Consider the following 20021-nt stretch of genomic DNA (forward strand, 5'->3'; position numbering starts at 1 on the left):
ATAGCGCGGATAGGCCGCCCCCCGACATCAAGATCCAAAGGGGGATTATCCGACCATGCGCTCCATCACCGCCCTGTTGCTGGCGTCCACCGCCATGCTTGCCACGCCTGCCTTCGCGCAGGACATGGCGCCCGCCGCCGATGCCGGCGCCGCCGACGCGGATATCGTCGTGTTCGGCCGTGGCGAAACCCGCCAGGTGCAGGAAATCAGCGCCAGGGACATCGTGACCCTGACGCCGGGCACCAATCCGCTCAAAGCCATCGAAAAGCTGCCCAGCGTCAATTTCCAGTCGGCCGACCCGTTCGGCAATTATGAATGGTCGCAGCGCGTGACCATCCGCAGCTTCGACCAGACGCGCCTCGGCTTCACCCTCGACGGCATCCCGCTGGGCGACATGAGCTATGGCAACCATAACGGCCTGCACATCACCCGCGCGGTCAGCAGCGAAAATATCGGCAGTGTCCGCGTCAGCCAGGGGGCCGGTTCGCTCGGCACGCAGGCGACCAGCAATCTAGGCGGCACGGTCGAAACCTTCTCGGCCGATCCGACCGGCGAACTGGGCGCGCGGGGCGGCCTGACCTATGGCAGCGACGAGACGATCCGCGCCTTCGCCCGGCTCGACCTGGGCAGCAAGGACGGCGTGCGCGGCTATATCTCCTACGGCTATGGCTCCACCGACAAGTGGAAGGGCCAGGGCACGCAGGACCAGCATATGGGCAATGCCAAGGTCGTCGTGCCCGTAGGCGACGCGACGATCGACGGCTGGCTGAGCTATTCCGACCGGCGTGAACAGGATTATCAGGACATGTCGATGGGCATGATCCGTCGCCTGGGCTGGGACTGGGACAATACATATCCCGACTATGCCCGCGCGATCGATTATGCCGCCCGGCTGAACGATGTGGACAAGATCAGCAACAGCGGCGGATCGCCCTTCCCCGATGGCCGCTATGACTATAGCGGCGCGCCGGTTGCGGGCGGCCAGACCTATCCCGGCAATGTCACCAGCGCCGACGACGCCTATTATGACGCGGCGGGCCTGCGCAAGGACTGGCTGGGCGCGATCGGCGTCACCACGCCGCTCGGCGAAAAGGCCAGCTTCAAGATCAAGGGCTATTATCATCATAATGAAGGCATGGGTCTGTGGGCGACGCCCTATGTCGCCAGCCCCAATGGCGTGCCGATGTCGATGCGGACGACCGAATATGGGATGGAGCGTTTCGGCGCGTTCGGCAGCGTCGATTACACATTGGGCATCCAGCAACTGAGCATCGGCGCATGGTATGAAAATAACAAGTTCGACCAGGCGCGCCGCTTCTACGCCTTTGCCAGCCGCACCGAACCGGGCCTGAGCTTCCGCGACTATCCGAAAAATCCCTTTGCCACCCAGTGGGCGTTCGATTTCACGACCGACACCATCCAGTATTTCGTCCAGGACAAGATCGACCTGGGCATGGTGACGATCAATCTGGGCTGGAAGGGGTTCAAGGTCAGCAACAAGGCGGAGGCGGTGGTGTCCTCCACCTTCCCGCAGGGCAAGATCAAGGCGGAGGACTGGTTCCAGCCCCATGCGGGCTTTGCCGTGGAGCTGAGCCCGGACGCGGAAATCTTCGGCGGCTTCACGCAGGTGACGCGCGCCTTCGCCAGCGCCACCACCACCGGCCCCTTCTCCACCAGCCAGACCGGATTCGATGCGATCAAGGATAACCTCAAGCCCGAACAATCGGACACCTATGAACTGGGGCTGCGCTATCACAGCCCGATGTTCAGCGGCGTGCTGGGCGCCTATCTGGTCAATTTCCGCAACCGCCTGAATGCGGTGCAGGTCGGCAGCCCGATCCAGGGCCTGGCCTCCGCGCTCCAGAATGTCGGTGGCGTGCGATCGATCGGCGTGGAAGCGGCCGGCACCCTGACCCTGGGTTCGGGCGTCAGCCTGTTCGGTTCCTACAGCTACACCGACGCCACCTATCGCGACGATGTGTTCAACAGTTCGAACGGCGCGCTGGTCGCCGCGATCAAGGGCAAGACGGTGGTGGACAGCCCGAAGCATATGGCGCGGGGCGAACTGAATTTCGACGATGGCAAGCGTATCGCGCGGGTCGGCGTCAACTATATGTCGCGTCGCTTCTATAGCTACACCAATGATGCGTCGGTGCCGGGCCGGGTGCTGGTGGACGCCAGCATCGGCTATCGCTTCACCGACAAGCTGGAGGTGCAACTGAACGCCACGAACCTGCTGGACAAGAAATATGTCGGCACGATCGGGTCGGGCGGCTTCGGCAACAGCGGCGACGCGCAGACCCTGCTGGTGGGCGCACCGCAGCAATTCTTCGCCACGCTCAAGGCCGGGTTCTAAAGCCATGAAGAAGGCCGCGCTTGTCCCGTTCCTCCTCGCCACCGTCCTTCCGGCGGTGGCGCAGGCGGAACCGCTGCTCCTCATCTCGATCGACGGGTTGCGGCCCGGCGACGTGCTGGAGGCGGACAAGCGCGGCCTTTCCCTGCCCAATCTGCGCCGCTTCGTGACGCAGGGCGCCCATGCATCGGGCGTCACCGGCGTCGCGCCGACGCTGACCTACCCCAGCCACACGACGCTGATGACCGGCGTGTCGCCCGCGACCCACGGCATCGTCGCCAATAACAGTTTCGATCCGACAGGCATCAATCAGGGCGGCTGGTACTGGTATGCGCAGGACATCAAGGCGCCGACCCTGTGGGAAGCCGCGACGAAGGCGGGCCTGTCCACCGGCAACATCCACTGGCCGGTCAGCGTCGCTGCGAAGGGCGTGACCTGGAACCTGCCGCAAATCTGGCGCACCGGCCATGCCGACGACGCCAAGCTGCTTGATGCGCTGGCGACGCCGGGCCTGAAGGCGGAACTGGAGCGGAAGGTCGGCGCACCCTATGCTATGGGCATTGACGAAAGCCTGAGCGGCGACCAGTTGCGCGGCCGCTTCGCCACTGCCCTGATCGGCGCGCACAAGCCCGATTTCCTGACCGTCTATCTCACCGCGCTGGACCATGAGCAGCATGCCATGGGACCGGACACGCCCCAGGCCCATGCCGTGCTGGAAAAGATCGACGCGATCGTCGGCGATCTGGTCGCCGCCGAGATGAAGGCGCATCCCGACGCGGTGATCGCCCTGGTCAGCGACCATGGTTTCGAAGCGACCCATAGCGGCCTCAACCTGTTCCGCGCCTTCATCGACGCGGGGCTGATCACGCTGGACAAGGATGGCAAGGTCGCGTCCTGGACCGCCATGCCGTGGATCGCGGGGGGATCGGCCGCGATCATGCTGGCCCGGCCCGATGACGCCGCCGTCGCTGAACGGACGAAGGCGCTGCTCGACCGGCTGGCCGCCAACCCGGCCAACGGCATCGCCGCCGTGCTGGACAAGGCGGCGATCGCAAAGGCCGGGGCCAATCCGCAGGCCAGCTTCCTCGTCAACCTTGCCCCCGGTTTTGTCACCGACATTTTCCGGGGGGCGTCCGTGCCGCTGGTCGCGCGTGCGCCGGTCAAGGGGATGCACGGCTATCTGCCCGGCCCGGCGCATCTGGAGGCGACCTTCCTGATCATGGGCAAGGGCGTCGCGGCGAACAGGGATTTGGGCCGCATCGACATGCGGGCGATCGCGCCGACGCTGGCGAAGTTGATGGGCGCGGCGTTGCCCATGGCGCAGGCCGCCCCGATCGACCTGCGGTAACAGGATCGACCGATAGATGTCATCCCGCTGACCCATTGCCGTTATCGCGCTGCAACCCTGGCGTAAGCGCGGCGTCATGTACCCGCGCTAGGGCTGATCCCATGACAGCGATCCATCCCCGCCAGGTCCACATCCCCGCCGCCGACAAGGCGCGGCTGCGCATCCTCTTTCTCGCCAAGCACGCCGGCGCCGACGGGCGGCCGGATGCGCAGGATGGCAATCACGCCATCTATCATCATGAAATGCGCACCACGCTGGAGGCGATCGGCCTGCATGTCGATGTCGCCAACCGCTATGACGCGCTGTTCGACCGGCCCGATGCCGACTTCGTTGTCACCCTGCTCAACCGGGGCAGCTTCCAGAATAGCGAAATGCTCGCCCCCTTGCTGCTCGCCCGTCATGACCTGCCCTATCTGGGTGCCTCGCCGATCGTGCGTGGCCTGTCCGACGACAAATATCTCAGCAAGATGATCGCCCGCGCGCGGGGCGTGCCGACCATGAACGCCCAGCTATTTCGTCGTGGCGGCCTTTTTGAAGCGCCCGCCTTTGCGACCGGACAACTGGTGGTAAAGCCTAATGCGTCCTCTGCTTCCTGGGGCGTCAAGACGGTCGACAGCTGGGCGCTGGCACAGGACCATGCCGACAGCCTGTTCGCGCTGGGCCATGACGTGCTGGTGGAGCAATGGGCGCCGCTGCTGGATGTCGCGGTCCCGGTGATCGGCGGCAGCGGCGGCCGACCGTGGATATTGCCGCCCATGATGTATGTGCCCGCCGACCCGCATCGCGAACGCAGCTACGCCGAAAAGCGCGGCCTGGTCGATGCCGGCGACGATCCGCTGATCCTGGTGGAGGATGCGGAGCTGCGCGACCGGCTGGAGGCGATGACCCAGGCGCTGCTGCCCGAATTATGGCCGTTCGATTATGGCCGGTTCGAATTTCGCTATGACCCGGCAAGCGGGCAGGCGCTGTTCATGGAAGTCAATCTGTCCTGCAATCTCTGGTCGAAAAAGACGATCTCGCGCTCTGCCGCCTCGATCGGCGTCGATCATGGCGCGCTGGTGGAAACCATCATCGGCCACAGCCTGGCGCGGCAGGGGCTGTTGCGCGACGCCATCGTGCGGGTGGCGGCGTGATGGCGGGCCGGACCACCGCCGTCGTCCTGGCCGGGCGGCGCGATGGCGCGACCGACCCGCTGGCGCTGGCGGCGGGCGTCACCCATAAATGCCTGGTCCCGGTGGCGGGCCAGCCGATGCTGCTCCATGTCATCGACGCGCTCGCCGCCAATCCCCGGATCGGCGAGATTCGCGTGGTGATCGAACAGCCCGCATTGCTGCGCGACCTTGCGCCGCTGCGCGGCCTGATCGGCAGCGGACGGCTGAAGGGGATTGGCGCGCGGCCCAACCTGGTCGACAGCGTGCTGACGAGCGCGGAGGGCGCGGCCTTCCCGCTGCTCATCACCACCGCCGACAATGTGCTGCTGACGCCCGGCGCGGTGGACGAGATGATCGATGGCTGCGTGCTGGCGCAGGCGGACGCGGCGGTCGCCTTCACCCGCCGCGCGGCGGTGCTGGCGGCCCATCCCGCAGGACAGCGCAAATTCTACCGCTTCGCCGATGACGCCTATTCCAACTGCAACACCTATTGGCTGCGTGATCGCGCCGCGCTCAAGGCGGCGGACAGCTTCCGGTCGGGCGGGCAGTTCGTGAAGCATCCGCTGCGCATCGTCGGCGCGTTCGGCCTCCTCAACCTCCTCCGCTTCCGTTTCGGCATCGGCACGCTGGACCAGGCCTTCGCCCGCTTTTCGCGCCGGTTCCGCCTGCGCATCAGCCCGGTGATCCTGAGCGATGGCGCGGTCGCGATCGACGTGGACAATGCGCGTTCGCATGGCGTGGCGGAGCAGGTGCTGGCCGGCCGGTCGGCGCTGGCCGTGGCGGCGGAGTAGCGCTTGCTCACCATGCGCGCGCTGTCGGTCCGGCGGGACGGCGGCAACAGCCTGATCGCGGCCTATCATGACGGGCTGGCGCGCCACTGGCCGCCTGCCTGGCGGCTGGCGGGGCATGTTCTGGCCGCGATCGGCCAGGGCGGCTGGTCGGCAGGCGAGCGCCTCTATCTGGGCGAGGCCGTGCGCGCGCAGGGGCTGAGCATGAAGGACCGCAAGGGGATGCACCGGCTGATCAATCCCGGCGCCTTTCCGTTATCGGTCAACATATTGAAAAACAAGCAATTATTTGCGAAAATGGCGGCTGGACTGCCACTGCCGGACGCCTGCGACCCCGATGTCATGGATATCGACCGCTGGCTGGCGGGACAGACGGATATCATCGCCAAGCCCAGCTACCGATCCAAGGGGCAGGGCGTCGAGCGGTTCGTGCGCGAAGGCGATGGCTGGCGCAACAATGGGCATGTCGCTTCATCTGCCCGCATCGCCCTGTCGCTGCGCGCGCTCTGGCGGCAGGGCGGGGTCATCCAGCAGCGCCTGCCGACCCATGACGCGCTGGCCGACCTGTCGCCCGGCGCGCTGCCGACCCTGCGCGTCGTGACCTGCCTGAACGAGGATGGCGCGCCCGAAGCCTGCGCCACCGCGCTGCGCCTGTCGGCCGGCGGGCCGCGCCCGGTCGACAATTTCAACGCGGGCAATCTGGTGCTGGCGGTGGACGGTCAGGGGCGCTGCGGCGCGGCCTGGCGCAGTGGCGGCAAGCGACCGCCGACGCGCCACAGCCGCCACCCCGCCACCGGCGCGCCGATCGCGGGCGCGACCCTGCCGGACCATGACGCCGCGCTGGCGCTGGCGCTGCGGGCGCATGAGCGGTTCCGTGCCGGCTTTACCGTCATCGGCTGGGACATCGGCCTGACCGCGCGGGGGCCGGTGCTGGTCGAGGGGAACTGGAACCCCGGCACCGATATCCTCCAGTTGGTGGAGGGGCGCGGGCTGGCGCAAAGCCGTCTGGGCACGCTCTACCGCCACGCGCTGGCGCGCCTGTCGGTAGAGCAATGGCGCGCGGCTGCGCCGGTGCAACGGGACATGCGGTGAAGATTGCCCTGTACGTCCATGCGCTGGCAGCGACCGGGGTGGTGCGCAATGCCCGCCTGCTCGCCGCCGATTTCCACCGGCGCGGCCATGATGTGACGCTGCTGACCGCGCTGCCGGGCGGGGAGGGAGTGGCGGGCGTACCGCACCATGCGCTGCTGGCGCGGGGCGACGGATCGCGCGCGCTCCAGAAATGGCGGGCGATGCCGCGCCTCAATGCCTGGTTGCGCACGGCCCGGCCGGATATTCTGATCTCCGCCGGCAATCATGGCCATCTGACCGCCTTGCTCGGCAGCCGGGGGATAAGCGGGTTGCGGCGGCTCTACCGCATCAGCAATGACGTGCGGCGCAGCGCGGCGGGGGACGTGGGCGCGCGCGGGCGGCCGGGCCGCGCGCTGATGCAGCGGTTGCTGGTCGCGGACGCCGATCATCTGGTCCTGGTGTCGCCGACGCTGGCCGACACGCCCGGCTTTGCCCGTGCCCTGGCGCAGGGGCGGGCCAGCGTGATCGAAAATGGCATCGATGTCGCCAGGGCGCGGGCCAGCGCCGCCGGCCCGGCCCCGCACCCCTGGCTGAGCGACACGATCCCGGTCATCCTGGCGATCGGGCGGCTCGCGCCGCAGAAGAATTTCGGGACGCTGCTGGCCGCCTTCGCCCTGCTCCGCCGCGATACAGCCGCGCGGCTCATCATCCTGGGCGAAAGCCGGGACGACGCGCGCGCCCGGCTGCTGGAGGCGGCGAGGGCGCTGGGGATCGCCGACACGCTGTTGCTGCCCGGCGCGGTCGCCAACGTCTTTCCCTGGCTGGCCCATGCCAGCGCCTTTGCCCTGCCGTCCTGGTGGGAAGGATCGCCCAATGTGCTGCTGGAGGCGATGGCCATCGACCGGCCGGTGGTCGCGTCGCGCAGCGCCGGCAATGCGGCGGGGCTATTGGGGGATGGGGCCTATGGCCTGCTGGTCGACCCCGCCGACCCTGAAGCGATGGCCACCGCGCTGCGCCGCCAGATCGATCCCGCCATGGCGCTGCGCCCCGGCGCGCGGATCGACGCCTATCGGCTGGAGCGGGTGGTCGATGCCTGGGCCGAGCGGATTGCCCGGTTCGATCGCGTGGCCGTGCCCTGATCCGCGCGGTGGCCGGTCATCGCAGCGCGACAGGCCAGCGTTTCAGATCGTCCGCACCCAGCCGGGCAGATCGCCCAGCCGGTCGAGCCGGCGGAAGCGCGGATGATCGTCCGGGACATGGGCCATTTCATGCGCCCATGCGCCGTCCTGCGGGATATAGGCGGCCCAGGCACCGGCCTCCAGCGCGGGATTGATGTCCGACCGCAGCGAATCGCCCGCCATCACCGCTTCGGACGCGGCGACGCCATATTGGGCGAAGATGCGGGTGAAGATATCCGGCCGCTTGTCGCTGACAATCTCTATGCCGCTGAACAGGTCGCCCAGGCCCGATGCGGCCAGCTTGCTTTCCTGATGCAGCAGGTCGCCCTTCGTCACCAGCACGACCCGGCCCAGATGCGACAGCGCCTCCAGCGTTTCGAGCACATCGTCGAACAGTTCGACCGGATGGGCGAGCAGGGTGCGCCCGGCGGCGAGAATGTCGGCGACCAGCGATTTGGACAGATGATCGCCCGCCAGTTCCACCGCCGTCTCGATCATCGACAGGGTGAACCCCTTGGCACCATAGCCATAAAGTTTGAGGTTGCGCGTTTCACACGCGATCAGGCGGTCGCGCGTGACGGAATCGTCGGCGAAGGGTTTCAGCATCGCCACCAGCGCTTCTTCGGTGGCGTTGAAATGGCGCATATTGTGCCAGAGCGTGTCGTCGGCATCCAGGCAGATCAGCTTGATCGTCACGGTTTTTCCATCATGCCCGGTCCATCATATCCGGCCCATCATATCCGGCAAGTGCGCGGCCCCATGGCATGATCATCCGTCATCTGCAATGCAAAGCGCCATTGGGCCGGATCGGCGTGGCCATGCAGGCGTCAGCGCGATCGGCCCCGCGACTTTTCCGTCCCGCACAGCATGACATGGCAGAGGCCGCCCGGCATCTGCGGCGCCGGCCGTTTCCGGCCCGGCGGCACCCAGCCGGGTGGTGGCGTGCCGCAAAAGGCGATCGGCCTGCCCGCAGCAGCGCCCGCCCCTCCGTCCGCTGCTGCGACCGGCGTTGCGGCGATGGCCAGGTTGAAACAGGCCAGCCCGGCCAGCAGCGCCGCGCTAGATCGCATGGCTGAACCGGTGTTCCGCCGGTTGCAGATAGGGGTCGAAACAGGCGGCGACCGACCGGGCATAGGGCCGCGCGGCGGGGGTCAGGCGGACATGATCGCCGGTGCAGCGGACCAGCCCCAGCGCCACGAACCGCGACAGGTCGGGCATCGGCACCGCGCCGACATGCGCTTCCCCCCGGCACAGCAGGGCTTCGATGATGCGGCCCCGGCGGCGGTCGTCGCCGGTTCGCGCCACGCCGCGCACGGCCGGCAGCACGCCCGCCGCCATCTGGTCGCGATAGACGCCGGCGCGCTTTTCATTCTGCACCAGCAGGTCGGGGAAGGCGCTGATCGCGCTGGCGCCCAGGCCGATCACTATGTCGGCGTCATCGTCGGTAAAGCCCTGGAAATTGCGGCGCAGCCGGCCTTCCCGCGCGGCGACCGCCATGCTGTCGCCGGGCAGGGCGAAATGATCGAAGCCGATCGGCTGATAGCCCGCCGCGACAAGCTGGTCATGCCCCTGCGCCGCCATGGCGAACCGGGTGGCGAGGTCGGGCAGGTCCGCGTCGGCAATCCGCGCCTGCCGTGGCAGCAGGCGCGGCATATGGGCATAGCCGAACAGCGCGATCCGCGCCGGGGCGAGAGCGATGCTGGCCGCCAGCGTGGCGGCCAGATCGTCCATCGTCTGGCCGGGCAGCCCATACATCAGGTCGAACCCGGTCGCGATGCCGGCGCGGGCGAAGCCTTCGACCGCGCGTTCGACCATTTCCAGCGGCTGGATGCGGCCGATCTTTGCCTGCACCGCCGGGGTGAAGGTCTGCACCCCCAGATTGACGCGATCCACGCCCGCTGCCGCCATCGCCGCGATCCAGGAGCCGTCCAGCCGGCGGGGGTCGAGTTCCACCGACACCTGCGCGTCCCGCACGTCGAAGCAGAGCGTGAGATGGTGGAACAGGCGGATGAAATCGACCAGTGGCAGGGCATTGGGGCTGCCCCCGCCAAAGGCGATCCGCGTCACCCGCCCGCGCCCGTTCAGCCGCGCGGCGACCAGTGCGATCTCGCGCTCCAGCGCCTCGACATAGGCGGACAGGCGGTGCGCCTTGTTGGCCGCGCCGGTGTTGCAGCCGCAATACCAGCATATGTCGTGGCAATAGGGAATGTGGAGATAGAGGGAGAGCGGGGCGTCCGCCGCCACCCGGTCCAGCCGGTCCGCCATGGCGGGCGCGCCGACCGCGTCGCCGAACTGCGCGGCGGTGGGATAGCTGGTGTAGCGCGGCACCGGCCGGGCGAGCAGATCGGGATGATAGGTCCACATGCATGGCGGGGTCGCACGGGCGCGGCGCGGCTGCATTGCGCTAGGTCAAATATCGGCTTGCGTTCGATCAATGCCCCGGCGCGGCAAGGGGCGCAAAGCGCTGTCACCAACCATAGGGACGGAGACATAATATGCAGATCAAGGGCATCCTGCTGGGCGTCGCTGCCGTGACGGGCGCGCTGACAAGCCCGGCGCTGGCGGCGCAGGGCGACATACTGATCCGCGCGCGCGGCATCATGGTCGCGCCCAATGAAAAGAGCGGCAGCGTGCTGCCCGCCTTTCCGGGCGAGAGGGTGAGCGTCGACAATGCGGTGGCGCCGGAAGTCGATGTCACCTACATGGCCAGCGACCATGTCGGTTTCGAACTGATCGCCGCCACCACCAAACATTCCGCCAGCGGTCGCACCGGCACCACCGGATCGCTGGGCCGGCTGGCGTCGACCTGGGTGCTGCCGCCGACGCTGACGGCGCAATATCATTTCGCGCCCGGCGCGAAGGTCCGGCCCTATGTCGGCGCGGGGGTCAATTATACGCTCTTCTATAATGAGAAGGCGTCCAATGTGCTGGAAGGCGCGGTCGGCAAGACCAAAGTGCATATGTCCGACAGCTTCGGCTGGGCCGGGCAGGCGGGTGTCGACATCCAGCTCAACGATCGGATGTTCCTGAACCTGGACATCAAATATATCGATATCGACACGACCGCGCGCCTCTCCACCACGGCGGCGGGGGTGCAGAAGGTGCGGGTCCATCTCGACCCGTTCGTGTTCGGCGTGGGTGTCGGCTTCAAGCTGTGACGCGGGAGGGGGGCGACACGCCCCCCTTCATACCGATGCCAGCGCCTTCACCTCGAACGGCAGGCGCGCGCCGTCGGGTTCGGTCAGGGTCAGGTAACTGCCCGACCGGATGGCCTGCGCCTCCAGCCGGAAGGATGCGCCCCCGGCCGCATGGGACAGCGCCCAGCCATCCCCCATGCGCAGCAGATGGCCGTGGCGGTCCGGCTCGTTGGGCCAGAAGCGGCGCACCGTCGCATATTCGGGATGGTGGCGATATTCCTGCTCGTCGATGCGCCCGTCCGCGCCCAGCGGCAGCCGCATCACATAGCTGCGCGCCGCCGACCCGTTGGGAAAAGCGGCTGTGCGCGCCAGCTCCAGGCGTATCATGGTCCATGTCATGCCGGTTTGAATCCCGATTCAAGGCTGGAAATGCTATAAGGACTATCCCGGATGGTGGCTGTGCGGGGAGAAGCCTAGTCCAGTCAGGAACGGATGGAGACGGCCATGACAACGATCCTGCTGCATATCCATGATGACCTGGGCATGGAAAGCCGGTTGCAGGCGGCCTGCGACCTGGCCCGCGCCGCCAGTGCCCATATCCAGTGCGTCCAGGTGACGCCGATGCTGGAGACGATCGCCGCCGGGGCGGGGGACGGGCTGGGCTATGCCCCGGCGATCGCCGCCGAACTGCATGCGATCGACGAGACATTCCGCACCCGGATCGAGGCCCGGTTCGCGCAGGAGGATGTCGCCTGGGACTGGCGCCAGATGGAAGGCGACAGCCTGCCCAACCTGCTGGCGGCGGCGAAGCTGGCGGATGTCATCGTCGCCAGCCTGCCCGCCATGGGGCAAGGCGGCGGCGGCGATCCGTTGCCGATCGCCGCCGACCTGGCGCTGGGCGGGCGGACGCCGGTGCTGGCGGTGCCGCTGGCGGCGGAGGGATGGGCGGTGACGGGCCGGGCGCTGGTCGCGTGGGACGGGTCGCCCGCCGCCGCCGCCGCGCTGCGCGCCGCCGTGCCCCTGCTCAGGCTGGCCGAAGCGGTGGAGATCGTGACGATCGGGGCAGACGGCGCCACCACCTTTCCCGCCACCGATGCGCCCGCCTATCTGGCCCGGCACGGGATCAAGGCGCAACTGCATGTCCGGCCGCACGGCGATCGCACGGTCGAGGCCGCGTTGCGGGACATGATCACCGCGCTGCGCGCCGACTGGGTCGTCATGGGCGCGTTCGGCCATAGCCGCTGGCGCGAGCTGATCTTTGGCGGCGTCACCCGGTCCCTGCTGCGCACCGCGCCGGTCCCGCTCTTGCTGGCGCACTGAAAGGGCGTCATGGAAGGGGCATGGCGGTAGCGGACGACGACTATGATGCGCGCCTGGACGCGCATAGCCTGGAACAGGCTCTGCTGGGATCGATCCTGGCGACGGTGCCCGACGCGCTGATCGTGATCGACATGCGCGGGCGGATCGTATCGTTCAGCGCGGCGGCCCAGCGCATGTTCCAATATGCGCAAAGCGACGTGCTGGGCGAGAATATATCGATGCTGATGCCATCCCCCGACCGGGAGCGGCATGACGGCTATATCGACCATTATCTGTCCACCGGGGAAAAGCGGATCATCGGCATCGGCCGGCTGACGGCGGCGCGGCGACGGGACGGTTCCACCTTTCCGATCGAATTGTCGGTGGGGGAGGTGCAGGATCAGGGGCAACGGCTGTTCACCGGCTTCATCCGCGACCTGACCGAACGGCAGCAGGCCGAACGGCGCGTCGCCGATCTGCAAGCCGAACTGGCCCATGCCAGCCGGGTGACGGCGATGGGGACGCTGGCGGCGGCGCTGGCGCATGAACTGAACCAGCCGCTGACCGCCATCGCCAACTATATGGAGGCGGGACGCGACCTGCTGGCCATGCCGGGCGATGTCGACCGCGACCTGCTGGGCGAGGCGATGGCCGAAAGCGCGGCACAGGCGTTGCGCGCGGGGGAGATCATCCGGTCGCTGCGCGAATTCATCCGGCGCGGCGAAACCGTCCGCCAGCCCGAACCGATGCGCGCGCTGCTGGCCGAAGGCGCGGCGCTGGCCTTCATCGGCGTCGATAGCCGCGGCATCGACATGGACGTGCAGGTCGATCGCGCGGTCGACAAGGTGCTGGTCAACCGGGTGCAGTTGCAGCAGGTGCTGATCAACCTGGTCCGCAACGCGATGGAGGCGATGCAGGACCGGCCGGTGCGCATCCTGCGCCTGACCGCCGCGCCCGCCGCCGATGCCGGCAAGGTGGAGGTGGTGGTCGCCGATTCCGGCCCCGGCCTGGACCCCGACATGTCCCGCACGCTGTTCAATCCCTTCACCACCAGCAAGGCGACCGGCATGGGCGTGGGCCTGTCGATCAGCCAGACCATCATCGAAGGCCATGGCGGCCGCATCTGGGCGACGGCCTCCCCCTGGGGGGGCGCGGCCTTTCACTTCACCCTCGACCGCGCGGACGAAGAATGACCGATCCCTATCCCCTGTATGTCGTGGACGATGACGAGGCGATCCGCCGGTCGCTGTCCTTCCTGCTCAGGACCAGTGGCTTTGCCGTGCACCTGTTCGAGGGTGGCCTGCCCTTCCTGAAGGCGGCGGGCGGCCTGGCGCCGGGCTGTGTGCTGCTGGACGTGCGGATGCCCGACATGGATGGCCTCGACGTGCAGCGCGCATTGCGGGCGCGTGGCGTGCTGCTGCCGGTGGTGATCATGACCGGCCATGGCGATGTGGACATGGCGGTCGCAGCGATGAAGGCGGGGGCGAGCGACTTCATCGAAAAGCCGTTCGACAAGCAATCGCTGCTCGCCTGTATCGAGGCGGCGCGCAAACAGTCGGTCGCGGCGCGCGGCGCGAGCGCGCGGGCGCAGGAGGCGCAGGCGCGGCTCAACATATTGACCGATCGCGAGCGCGACGTGCTGAACGGGCTGGTCGAGGGGCTGCCCAACAAGACCATCGCCTATGATCTGGGCATCAGCCCCCGGACGGTCGAGATCCATCGCGCCAACCTGATGCAGAAGCTGGAGGTGAAAAGCCTGGCCGAAGCGCTGCGAATCGCCTTCCATGCCGGGGACGGGGCGACGGGATAGGGCCATCGTTGCGCGGGGTCAGGGCGCGATGCGCCAGATCGACGCGCTGCGCTCGCAAGTGTCTGAGGGAGATGGCGTAGAGCTATCTGGTCCGGCATGAACGGGATGCCCGGCCTGCGCTGAGGTTGCAGGCGCTGGCGCGACAGGGTCCGGCCGCGCCATGCCCCCGGCCTAATCCTCCTCCGCTGTCATCTCTTCCCCCGGTGGCGCATCGACCCAGCGCCGGGCCACCGCATAGTCATGACCCGCGCGCAGAAAGGCCGCGATCGCTTTCTCCCGCTGCCTGGGGTCGAGCGGGGCGGGGGCGTAGGGGCCGACCCGCTTGCGCCGGGCGAAGCGGTCCGCCGCCGCCCAGGCTTCGGACACGATCTGCGCGTCGGCCTGTTCCCGGTCCTCCTCGGCGATCCCGGCCGCCCGCAGATCCTGGTCGATCCGCCGCGCGCCATAGCCGCGCCGGGCCAGCGCCCCGCTCTTCATCACCGCATAGCCGGCATCGTCGATATAGCCCAGGTCCACGAAGCGGTCGGCGAGGGCATCGGGGTCCGCGGGCTGTTCGCCGCCCCAGCCACGTTCCTTGATCTTGCGTTTCAGATAGCTGAGCAGCTTGCCCCGGCTGGTGGCAAAGCGCGCGACATGGCGCAGCGCCATGTCGCGCAGCGCGCTGTCATCGAGCGGTGGGGGGAGGCGTTTGCCGGTCATCAGGATGCACCATGCGCCATGCGCCATCTTTATGCCACAGTCGGGCCGGAATTTCACCGCGCCTTGTCGGCTATGAGTGCATGTTGGAATGCAATATCCGGTGCATGTCGCAGTCAAAGATGATAGCGGCCGCGCCTTCACGATTTTTATGACATTGGTTCAACCAATATGACGGGTTCGCAAGAGATGATGGCACCGACGCCGACCACCGATGACCTGCCGCGCCGCTTTTCCGATTTCGGGACGCTGGGCGAAGCGCTGGACTATGCGGCGCAGGGCAGGCGCGGCCTCAATTTCCACGATGCCCGTGGCAATCTGGCGCGCCCCTATCCGTTCAGCGAATTGCGCGCCGATGCCATCGCCTGCGCCCATCGCCTGATCGCCCATGGCGTCAGGCCGCAGGATCGCGTCGCTTTGGTCGCCGAAACCGGGCCGGACTTCGCGACGCTGTTCTTCGGCATCGTCTATGCCGGCGCCTGGCCGGTGCCGCTGCCGCTGCCGACCAGCTTTGGCGGCAAGGAAAGCTATATCGACCAGCTCAACGTCCAGCTCTCCAGTTGCGACCCGATGCTGTTCCTCTTCCCCAAGGAACTGGAGGAGATGGCGGGCGAATCCGGCCGGCAGAAAGCGGTCGAAAGCATCGCGTTCGAGGATTTCCTGGCGCGCGCGGCGATGCCCGTCGACCTGCCCCAGGCGCAGCCGCACGACATCGCCTATCTGCAATATAGCAGCGGTTCGACCCGCTTCCCCCATGGCGTCGCGGTGACGCATCATGCGCTGCTGTCCAACCTGTCGGCGCACAGCCATGGCATGGAAGTGGTCGAAAGCGATCGCTGCATCAGTTGGCTGCCCTGGTATCATGACATGGGGCTGGTCGGCTGTTTCCTGTCGCCGATCGCCAACCAGGTGTCGGCCGACTATATGAAGACCGAGGATTTCGCGCGGCGCCCGCTCGCCTGGCTCGACCTCATCAGCCGCAATGAAGGCACGTCGATCAGCTACTCGCCGACCTTCGGCTATGATATCTGCGCGCGCCGCATGTCGAGCCAGACGAAGGCGCAGGACCGTTTCGACCTGTCGCGCTGGCGGCTGGCGGGCAATGGCGCGGACATGATCCGCCCCGACGTGATGCAGAGCTTCGTCGACGCCTTTGCCGATGCGGGCTTTTCGCCCAAGGCGTTCCTGCCCAGCTACGGCCTCGCCGAAGCAACGCTGGCCGTCACCATCATGCCGCCGGGCGAGGGTATCATCGTCGAACTGGTCGAGGAAACCGACCTGTCGGGCGCCGACGCGCCGGAGGGCCGGCCCCAGCGGTTCCGGTCGATCGTCAATTGCGGCAAGCCGGCCAAGGACATGGTCGTGGAAATCCGCGACGAGGATGGCGGCCTGATGAACGAGCGCCAGATCGGCAAGGTGTGGACCACCGGACCCAGCCTGATGGTCGGCTATTTCCGTGACCAAGCGGCGACCGATGCCTGCATGGCCGCCGATGCGTCCGGCCGCGTCTGGCTCGACACCGGCGACATGGGCTATCTGAGCGACGGCTATCTCTACATTGTCGGCCGCGCCAAGGACATGATCATCATCAACGGCAAGAATCACTGGCCGCAGGATATCGAATGGGCGGTCGAGCAACTGCCCGGTTTCAAGCAGGGTGACATTGCCGCCTTCGCCATCACCACGCCGGGCGGGGAGGAAGCGCCCGCCGTGCTGGTCCATTGCCGCACGTCGGACAATGAGGAGCGTTCGCGCCTGCGCGACCAGATTCGCGAACGGGTCCGCGCCATCACCGGCATGAACTGCGTCGTGGAACTGGTGCCGCCGCGCACGCTGCCGCGCACCAGTTCGGGCAAATTGAGTCGGTCGAAGGCGCGCAACCTCTATCTGACCGGCGAAATCCGGCCTTATGATATCGCGGCCTGAACCCTCTCCAAACAGGGTTACGGAAAACTAACCCATAATTGCTAACGCTCACAATGTGAGCAAGGACAAGGAACCAGCATCAGGGCCGAACCCGGAACGCAGCATGCTCCTGCGCGCCATGCTGGGCTTTGGCGGCGAGATGAGCGATGGCGTGCGCCGCGTGCTGGCCGCGCAACTGCGCTTCGCCGACGGGGCCACGCCCTTGCGGCTGGGCCTCAACCTGCTGGGCCTGATCTTCATCTGGCGCGTGTTCGATGACGACAGGCCGGCCGCCTGGCTGATCGGCTGGTCGGTTGCGATGGTTGGGGCGGCGGCGCTGGCCATGGGGCTGGCGGCGGGGCGCCGCCGCAGCGATTATGCCATGGTCGGGCCGGTCGACATGCGCCGGCTGGGCTGGGTCGGGCTGTTCCAGGGGCTGTTGTGGCTGACGGCCATCTTCATCTTTCCCCATGCCGTGCATCCGGGCGAAATCATGGCTTTCTGGACGCTGCTCAGTTGCGTCATGATCTGTGGCGCGATCAGTTTCTGCACAGCGCCGCTGGCGGCGCTCGCTTTCCTGGCGCCGATTGGCGCGGGCACCATCATTCTCTTTTCCGGTCCCGAACAAGGGGCGCTGCGGGGGCTGGCGGTCGGTTATGCGGCTGGCCTGCTGTTCGCCGCTTTCTGCTGCGCCCGGCTGTTCGTGCGGCAGCATCGCACCAGCACCCAGTTGGAGGAAAAAAGCGAAGTCGTCAGCCTGTTGCTGCGCGAATATGAAGTGGGCGGGTCGGACTGGCTGTGGCAGACCGACGCGATGCGGCGGATCAGCGGGGTGTCGGCGCGCTTTGCCGAGATGCTGGCCATGGACCCCCATCAACTGGAAGGCGCGCCGCTGGTGCAGATACTGGCCGGCAGCGCATGGGACAGCGGACGTTTCGCCGCCGGATTGCACAGCCTGGCCGATCATCTCAAGCATCGCGAGAATTTCAGCAATCTGGTGCTGCCGGTCGAGGTGAAGGGGCAATGGCGGTGGTGGGAAATGTCCGCATCGCCGCGCTATGACGACAATGGCGTGTTCCTGGGCTTTCGCGGCGTGGGGTCGGATGTCACGGCCCAGCGCGAATCGGCTGACAAGATCGTGCAACTCGCCCGTTTCGACCCGTTGACCGGCCTGCCCAACCGCAGCCACCTGGGCGAGGCGCTGGACAAGGCATTGGCGGGCGCACAGGGGCGCACGCCAGGCTGCGCCTTTCTGATGATCGATCTCGATCGGTTCAAGGCGATCAACGACACGCTGGGCCACCAGACCGGCGACAAGCTGCTGAGCCAGGTGGCGCGGCGTCTGGTGCAGGTCTGCACGGATGATGCATTTTGTGGTCGCATCGGCGGCGACGAATTCGCCGTGGTGATGCCCCATGTCACCGATAGCGGGGCGGTGTCGCGGCTGGCCTCGGCGATCATCACGGCCTTGTCCGCACCCTATCAGGTCGACCAGCATCTGTTATATGTCGGTGCATCGGTGGGGTCCGCCCTTTCGCCCTGCGACGGACGCGAGGCCGAACTGTTGACGCGCAGCGCCGACCTGGCCCTGTATCGGGCCAAGGGCGATGGCGGCGGGCTGCATTGTGCCTATGAACCGCAGCTTCATGCGGTGGCGGAGGAACGGCGGCAGATCGAACTGGCGTTGCGCGAAGCATTGGAAAAGAACCAGTTGCATGTCCTCTACCAGCCGGTGGTCGATGCCGATCAGGGCGCGGTCGTCGGGTTCGAGGCGCTGGTGCGCTGGACGCATCCTGAAATGGGGCCGATTTCCCCGGCCAAATTCGTGCTGGTGGCCGAAGAGGCGCGGCTGATCGCACCGATCGGCGAATGGGTGCTGCGTACCGCATGCATGGAAGCGGCCAACTGGCCCGGTCATGTCCGCATCGCCGTCAACGTATCGGCCGAGCAACTGGGGCATCCCAGCTTCGTCACCGCGGTCGTGTCCGCCCTAGCGCAGAGTGGGCTGGAGGCAGGACGACTGGAGCTGGAAGTCACCGAAAGCGTGTTCATGAATGACGACGCCGGTGCGCTCAAGGTGCTGGACCAGTTGCTGGCGCTGGGCATCCACCTGTCGCTGGACGATTTCGGCACCGGCTATTCCTCGCTCGGCTATCTCAGCCGGACGCGGTTCAACACGATCAAGATCGATCGCAGTTTCGTGGTCGGCGCGTCGAAGGGGACGGCCGAAAGCCTGGCGATCATCCGCGCGGTGGTGACGCTGGCCGAAAGCCTGGGGATGGCGACCACGGCCGAGGGCGTGGAAACGCAGGCGGAACTGGACATGGTGCGGCGGCTGGGCTGCAAGAAGGTGCAGGGCTATTATTTCGGTCGGCCGATGTTGCCGCAGGATGCGGTGCGCCTCTTTCCGCCACCCTTGCAACGGGCCACGGGCTGAACGGGCCTATTGCGCCTGAAGCTGGCGTTCCACCATGGTCCAGAGCGCGGCGAAAGCCTGCGCGGGGGGGGATGCCGGGGCGAAGGCGCCCAGCGGCTTGCGCCGCACCGTCATCTGCTCGATCGCGCTGGCCATCGGGATGGCGGGCCAGCCCGACTGCGTTTCCAGCGCGGCGCGATGCAGGCTGCGGCGGCGGTCGACCATCGAATAGACCGGCAGGATCGGCGCATGGCTGCCACCACGCTGGACCAGATAGCGGGCGACTTCCCCCATGGCGCGTTGCGACAGGGGCGAGGGGATGACCGGGATGACGATCAGGTCGGCGGCGCGCAGCACCTGCTCGCTGGTTTCGGTGAGGCCCGGCGGGCAGTCGAGGATGATGCGGTCATAATCCTTGCCCAGGCTGTCGATCAGCCGGGCCAGCCGTTTCTTCTTGTCCATTTCGCGGAACAGATGGTCGAGGCCGCGCAGCGAGGTGTCGGCGGCGATCAGGTCCAGCCCCGGCACGGTCGACGGCTGGATCAGTTTGCGGACATCGACATCCTTGCTGAAGATCGCCTGCGCCGCGTCGCGGCTTTCCGTGTCGGTGGAGAGCAGCCAGCTTGACGCTGCCTGCGGGTCCAGATCCCACAGCAGGGTGCGCCGCCGGGAGATGGTGGCCGATGCCCAGGCCAGATTGATCGCGAAGGTGGTTTTACCCACCCCGCCCTTGAGGCTGTAAACGGCGATGGTCGCCAATGCCGGTTCCTTTGCCATGAAGCGAGAGGCTAGGGCTTCCCGCCATCAAAGCAAGTGCTCAATCACGGCTTTGTTACGTGACCGTGACAGGGCGCGAAACAGGGGCGTCC

At 67.2% G+C, this 20021-nt stretch carries 18 protein-coding genes; 12 read left to right on the forward strand and 6 right to left on the reverse strand.

Going from position 1 to position 20021, the window contains the following annotated elements:
- The first annotated feature begins 55 nt into the window (after window positions 1-55).
- The 6 genes from Q4610_RS13120 (at window position 56) to Q4610_RS13145 (ending at window position 7850) form a co-directional block, all read left to right on the forward strand.
- Complete coding sequence (locus Q4610_RS13120) at window positions 56-2356, forward strand: TonB-dependent receptor (protein ID WP_304536408.1); 2301 nt, start codon at window positions 56-58, stop codon at window positions 2354-2356.
- A 4-nt stretch (window positions 2357-2360) separates the two neighbouring features.
- Window positions 2361-3701 (forward strand): alkaline phosphatase family protein, encoded by a 1341-nt coding sequence (locus tag Q4610_RS13125; RefSeq protein ID WP_304536409.1) that lies wholly within the window; start codon window positions 2361-2363, stop codon window positions 3699-3701.
- Between the two features lie 101 nt (window positions 3702-3802).
- Window positions 3803-4834 (forward strand): D-alanine--D-alanine ligase family protein, encoded by a 1032-nt coding sequence (locus Q4610_RS13130; protein WP_304536410.1) that lies wholly within the window; start codon window positions 3803-3805, stop codon window positions 4832-4834.
- Window positions 4834-5643 (forward strand): NTP transferase domain-containing protein, encoded by an 810-nt coding sequence (locus tag Q4610_RS13135; protein ID WP_304536411.1) that lies wholly within the window; start codon window positions 4834-4836, stop codon window positions 5641-5643. Before Q4610_RS13130 ends, Q4610_RS13135 begins: the two co-directional genes overlap by 1 nt.
- A gap of 12 nt (window positions 5644-5655) precedes the next feature.
- Window positions 5656-6732, forward strand: a complete 1077-nt coding sequence (locus tag Q4610_RS13140) for a sugar-transfer associated ATP-grasp domain-containing protein (RefSeq protein WP_304536512.1) — start codon at window positions 5656-5658, stop codon at window positions 6730-6732.
- On the forward strand, window positions 6729-7850 hold the full coding sequence (locus tag Q4610_RS13145) for a glycosyltransferase (RefSeq protein WP_304536412.1): 1122 nt from the start codon (window positions 6729-6731) through the stop codon (window positions 7848-7850). The genes Q4610_RS13140 and Q4610_RS13145 overlap by 4 nt, the downstream gene beginning before the upstream one ends.
- A 42-nt stretch (window positions 7851-7892) precedes the next feature.
- Here the strand turns inward: Q4610_RS13145 and Q4610_RS13150 are convergent, their stop codons facing one another.
- The 3 genes from Q4610_RS13150 to hemN all read right to left on the reverse strand — a co-directional run bounded on the left by Q4610_RS13150 (window position 7893) and on the right by hemN (window position 10253).
- Window positions 7893-8585 (reverse strand): HAD family hydrolase, encoded by a 693-nt coding sequence (locus Q4610_RS13150; protein WP_304536413.1) that lies wholly within the window; start codon window positions 8583-8585, stop codon window positions 7893-7895.
- A 131-nt stretch (window positions 8586-8716) separates the two neighbouring features.
- Window positions 8717-8959, reverse strand: coding sequence for a hypothetical protein (locus tag Q4610_RS13155; RefSeq protein ID WP_304536414.1), 243 nt, complete (start codon window positions 8957-8959; stop codon window positions 8717-8719).
- On the reverse strand, window positions 8949-10253 hold the full coding sequence (gene hemN / locus Q4610_RS13160) for an oxygen-independent coproporphyrinogen III oxidase (protein ID WP_304536513.1): 1305 nt from the start codon (window positions 10251-10253) through the stop codon (window positions 8949-8951). The genes Q4610_RS13155 and hemN overlap by 11 nt, the downstream gene beginning before the upstream one ends.
- Window positions 10254-10384: 131 nt before the next feature.
- On the opposite strand from hemN, the gene Q4610_RS13165 reads away from it, so the two are divergent.
- On the forward strand, window positions 10385-11047 hold the full coding sequence (locus Q4610_RS13165) for an OmpW/AlkL family protein (RefSeq protein ID WP_304536415.1): 663 nt from the start codon (window positions 10385-10387) through the stop codon (window positions 11045-11047).
- A gap of 27 nt (window positions 11048-11074) precedes the next feature.
- On the opposite strand, the gene Q4610_RS13170 is transcribed toward Q4610_RS13165, so the two are convergent.
- Window positions 11075-11413 (reverse strand): hypothetical protein, encoded by a 339-nt coding sequence (locus Q4610_RS13170; RefSeq protein ID WP_304536416.1) that lies wholly within the window; start codon window positions 11411-11413, stop codon window positions 11075-11077.
- Between the two features lie 117 nt (window positions 11414-11530).
- Between Q4610_RS13170 and Q4610_RS13175 the strand changes: the two genes are divergently transcribed.
- Genes Q4610_RS13175 through fixJ form a run of 3 tightly spaced genes read left to right on the forward strand, consistent with a single transcriptional unit; the run spans window position 11531 to window position 14135 of the window.
- Window positions 11531-12346 carry a universal stress protein gene (locus Q4610_RS13175; protein ID WP_304536417.1) on the forward strand — a complete coding sequence of 272 codons (816 nt, stop codon included), beginning with the start codon at window positions 11531-11533 and terminating at the stop codon, window positions 12344-12346.
- A 20-nt stretch (window positions 12347-12366) separates the two neighbouring features.
- A complete protein-coding gene (locus Q4610_RS13180; RefSeq protein ID WP_304536418.1) occupies window positions 12367-13518 on the forward strand; it encodes a sensor histidine kinase in 1152 nt (383 codons plus the stop codon).
- On the forward strand, window positions 13515-14135 hold the full coding sequence (gene fixJ / locus Q4610_RS13185; protein WP_304536419.1) for a response regulator FixJ: 621 nt from the start codon (window positions 13515-13517) through the stop codon (window positions 14133-14135). The genes Q4610_RS13180 and fixJ overlap by 4 nt, the downstream gene beginning before the upstream one ends.
- A 171-nt stretch (window positions 14136-14306) precedes the next feature.
- Here fixJ and Q4610_RS13190 read toward each other — a convergent pair whose 3' ends face one another.
- Window positions 14307-14834, reverse strand: a complete 528-nt coding sequence (locus Q4610_RS13190; RefSeq protein ID WP_304536420.1) for a regulatory protein RecX — start codon at window positions 14832-14834, stop codon at window positions 14307-14309.
- Window positions 14835-15020: 186 nt separating this feature from the next.
- Between Q4610_RS13190 and Q4610_RS13195 the strand changes: the two genes are divergently transcribed.
- Together Q4610_RS13195 and Q4610_RS13200 are read left to right on the forward strand one after the other, a co-directional pair.
- The gene (locus Q4610_RS13195; protein WP_304536514.1) at window positions 15021-16757 is read left to right on the forward strand and encodes a fatty acyl-AMP ligase; all 1737 of its coding nucleotides are present in this window, start codon (window positions 15021-15023) and stop codon (window positions 16755-16757) included.
- A 118-nt stretch (window positions 16758-16875) separates the two neighbouring features.
- Window positions 16876-19173, forward strand: a complete 2298-nt coding sequence (locus Q4610_RS13200; RefSeq protein ID WP_425262566.1) for a putative bifunctional diguanylate cyclase/phosphodiesterase — start codon at window positions 16876-16878, stop codon at window positions 19171-19173.
- 6 nt (window positions 19174-19179) lie between these two features.
- Here Q4610_RS13200 and Q4610_RS13205 read toward each other — a convergent pair whose 3' ends face one another.
- Window positions 19180-19929, reverse strand: coding sequence for a ParA family protein (locus Q4610_RS13205; RefSeq protein ID WP_304536422.1), 750 nt, complete (start codon window positions 19927-19929; stop codon window positions 19180-19182).
- Window positions 19930-20021 lie beyond the last annotated feature (92 nt).

It is taken from the genome of Sphingobium cyanobacteriorum (genome assembly GCF_030580935.1).
Classification (GTDB): domain Bacteria; phylum Pseudomonadota; class Alphaproteobacteria; order Sphingomonadales; family Sphingomonadaceae; genus Sphingobium; species Sphingobium cyanobacteriorum.

Excerpts from the sequence above, each read along its gene's own strand:
- Q4610_RS13120 (WP_304536408.1), top strand. The coding sequence starts at position 56 with ATGCGCTCCATCACCGCCCTGTTGCTGGCGTCCACCGCCATGCTTGCC.
- Q4610_RS13125 (WP_304536409.1), top strand. The coding sequence starts at position 2,361 with ATGAAGAAGGCCGCGCTTGTCCCGTTCCTCCTCGCCACCGTCCTTCCG.
- Q4610_RS13130 (WP_304536410.1), top strand. The coding sequence starts at position 3,803 with ATGACAGCGATCCATCCCCGCCAGGTCCACATCCCCGCCGCCGACAAG.
- Q4610_RS13135 (WP_304536411.1), top strand. The coding sequence starts at position 4,834 with ATGGCGGGCCGGACCACCGCCGTCGTCCTGGCCGGGCGGCGCGATGGC.
- Q4610_RS13140 (WP_304536512.1), top strand. The coding sequence starts at position 5,656 with ATGCGCGCGCTGTCGGTCCGGCGGGACGGCGGCAACAGCCTGATCGCG.
- Q4610_RS13155 (WP_304536414.1), bottom strand. The coding sequence starts at position 8,959 with ATGCGATCTAGCGCGGCGCTGCTGGCCGGGCTGGCCTGTTTCAACCTG.
- hemN (WP_304536513.1), bottom strand. The coding sequence starts at position 10,253 with ATGTGGACCTATCATCCCGATCTGCTCGCCCGGCCGGTGCCGCGCTAC.
- Q4610_RS13165 (WP_304536415.1), top strand. The coding sequence starts at position 10,385 with ATGCAGATCAAGGGCATCCTGCTGGGCGTCGCTGCCGTGACGGGCGCG.
- Q4610_RS13170 (WP_304536416.1), bottom strand. The coding sequence starts at position 11,413 with ATGATACGCCTGGAGCTGGCGCGCACAGCCGCTTTTCCCAACGGGTCG.
- Q4610_RS13175 (WP_304536417.1), top strand. The coding sequence starts at position 11,531 with ATGACAACGATCCTGCTGCATATCCATGATGACCTGGGCATGGAAAGC.
- Q4610_RS13180 (WP_304536418.1), top strand. The coding sequence starts at position 12,367 with ATGGCGGTAGCGGACGACGACTATGATGCGCGCCTGGACGCGCATAGC.
- fixJ (WP_304536419.1), top strand. The coding sequence starts at position 13,515 with ATGACCGATCCCTATCCCCTGTATGTCGTGGACGATGACGAGGCGATC.
- Q4610_RS13190 (WP_304536420.1), bottom strand. The coding sequence starts at position 14,834 with ATGACCGGCAAACGCCTCCCCCCACCGCTCGATGACAGCGCGCTGCGC.
- Q4610_RS13195 (WP_304536514.1), top strand. The coding sequence starts at position 15,021 with ATGATGGCACCGACGCCGACCACCGATGACCTGCCGCGCCGCTTTTCC.
- Q4610_RS13200 (WP_425262566.1), top strand. The coding sequence starts at position 16,876 with ATGCTGGGCTTTGGCGGCGAGATGAGCGATGGCGTGCGCCGCGTGCTG.
- Q4610_RS13205 (WP_304536422.1), bottom strand. The coding sequence starts at position 19,929 with ATGGCAAAGGAACCGGCATTGGCGACCATCGCCGTTTACAGCCTCAAG.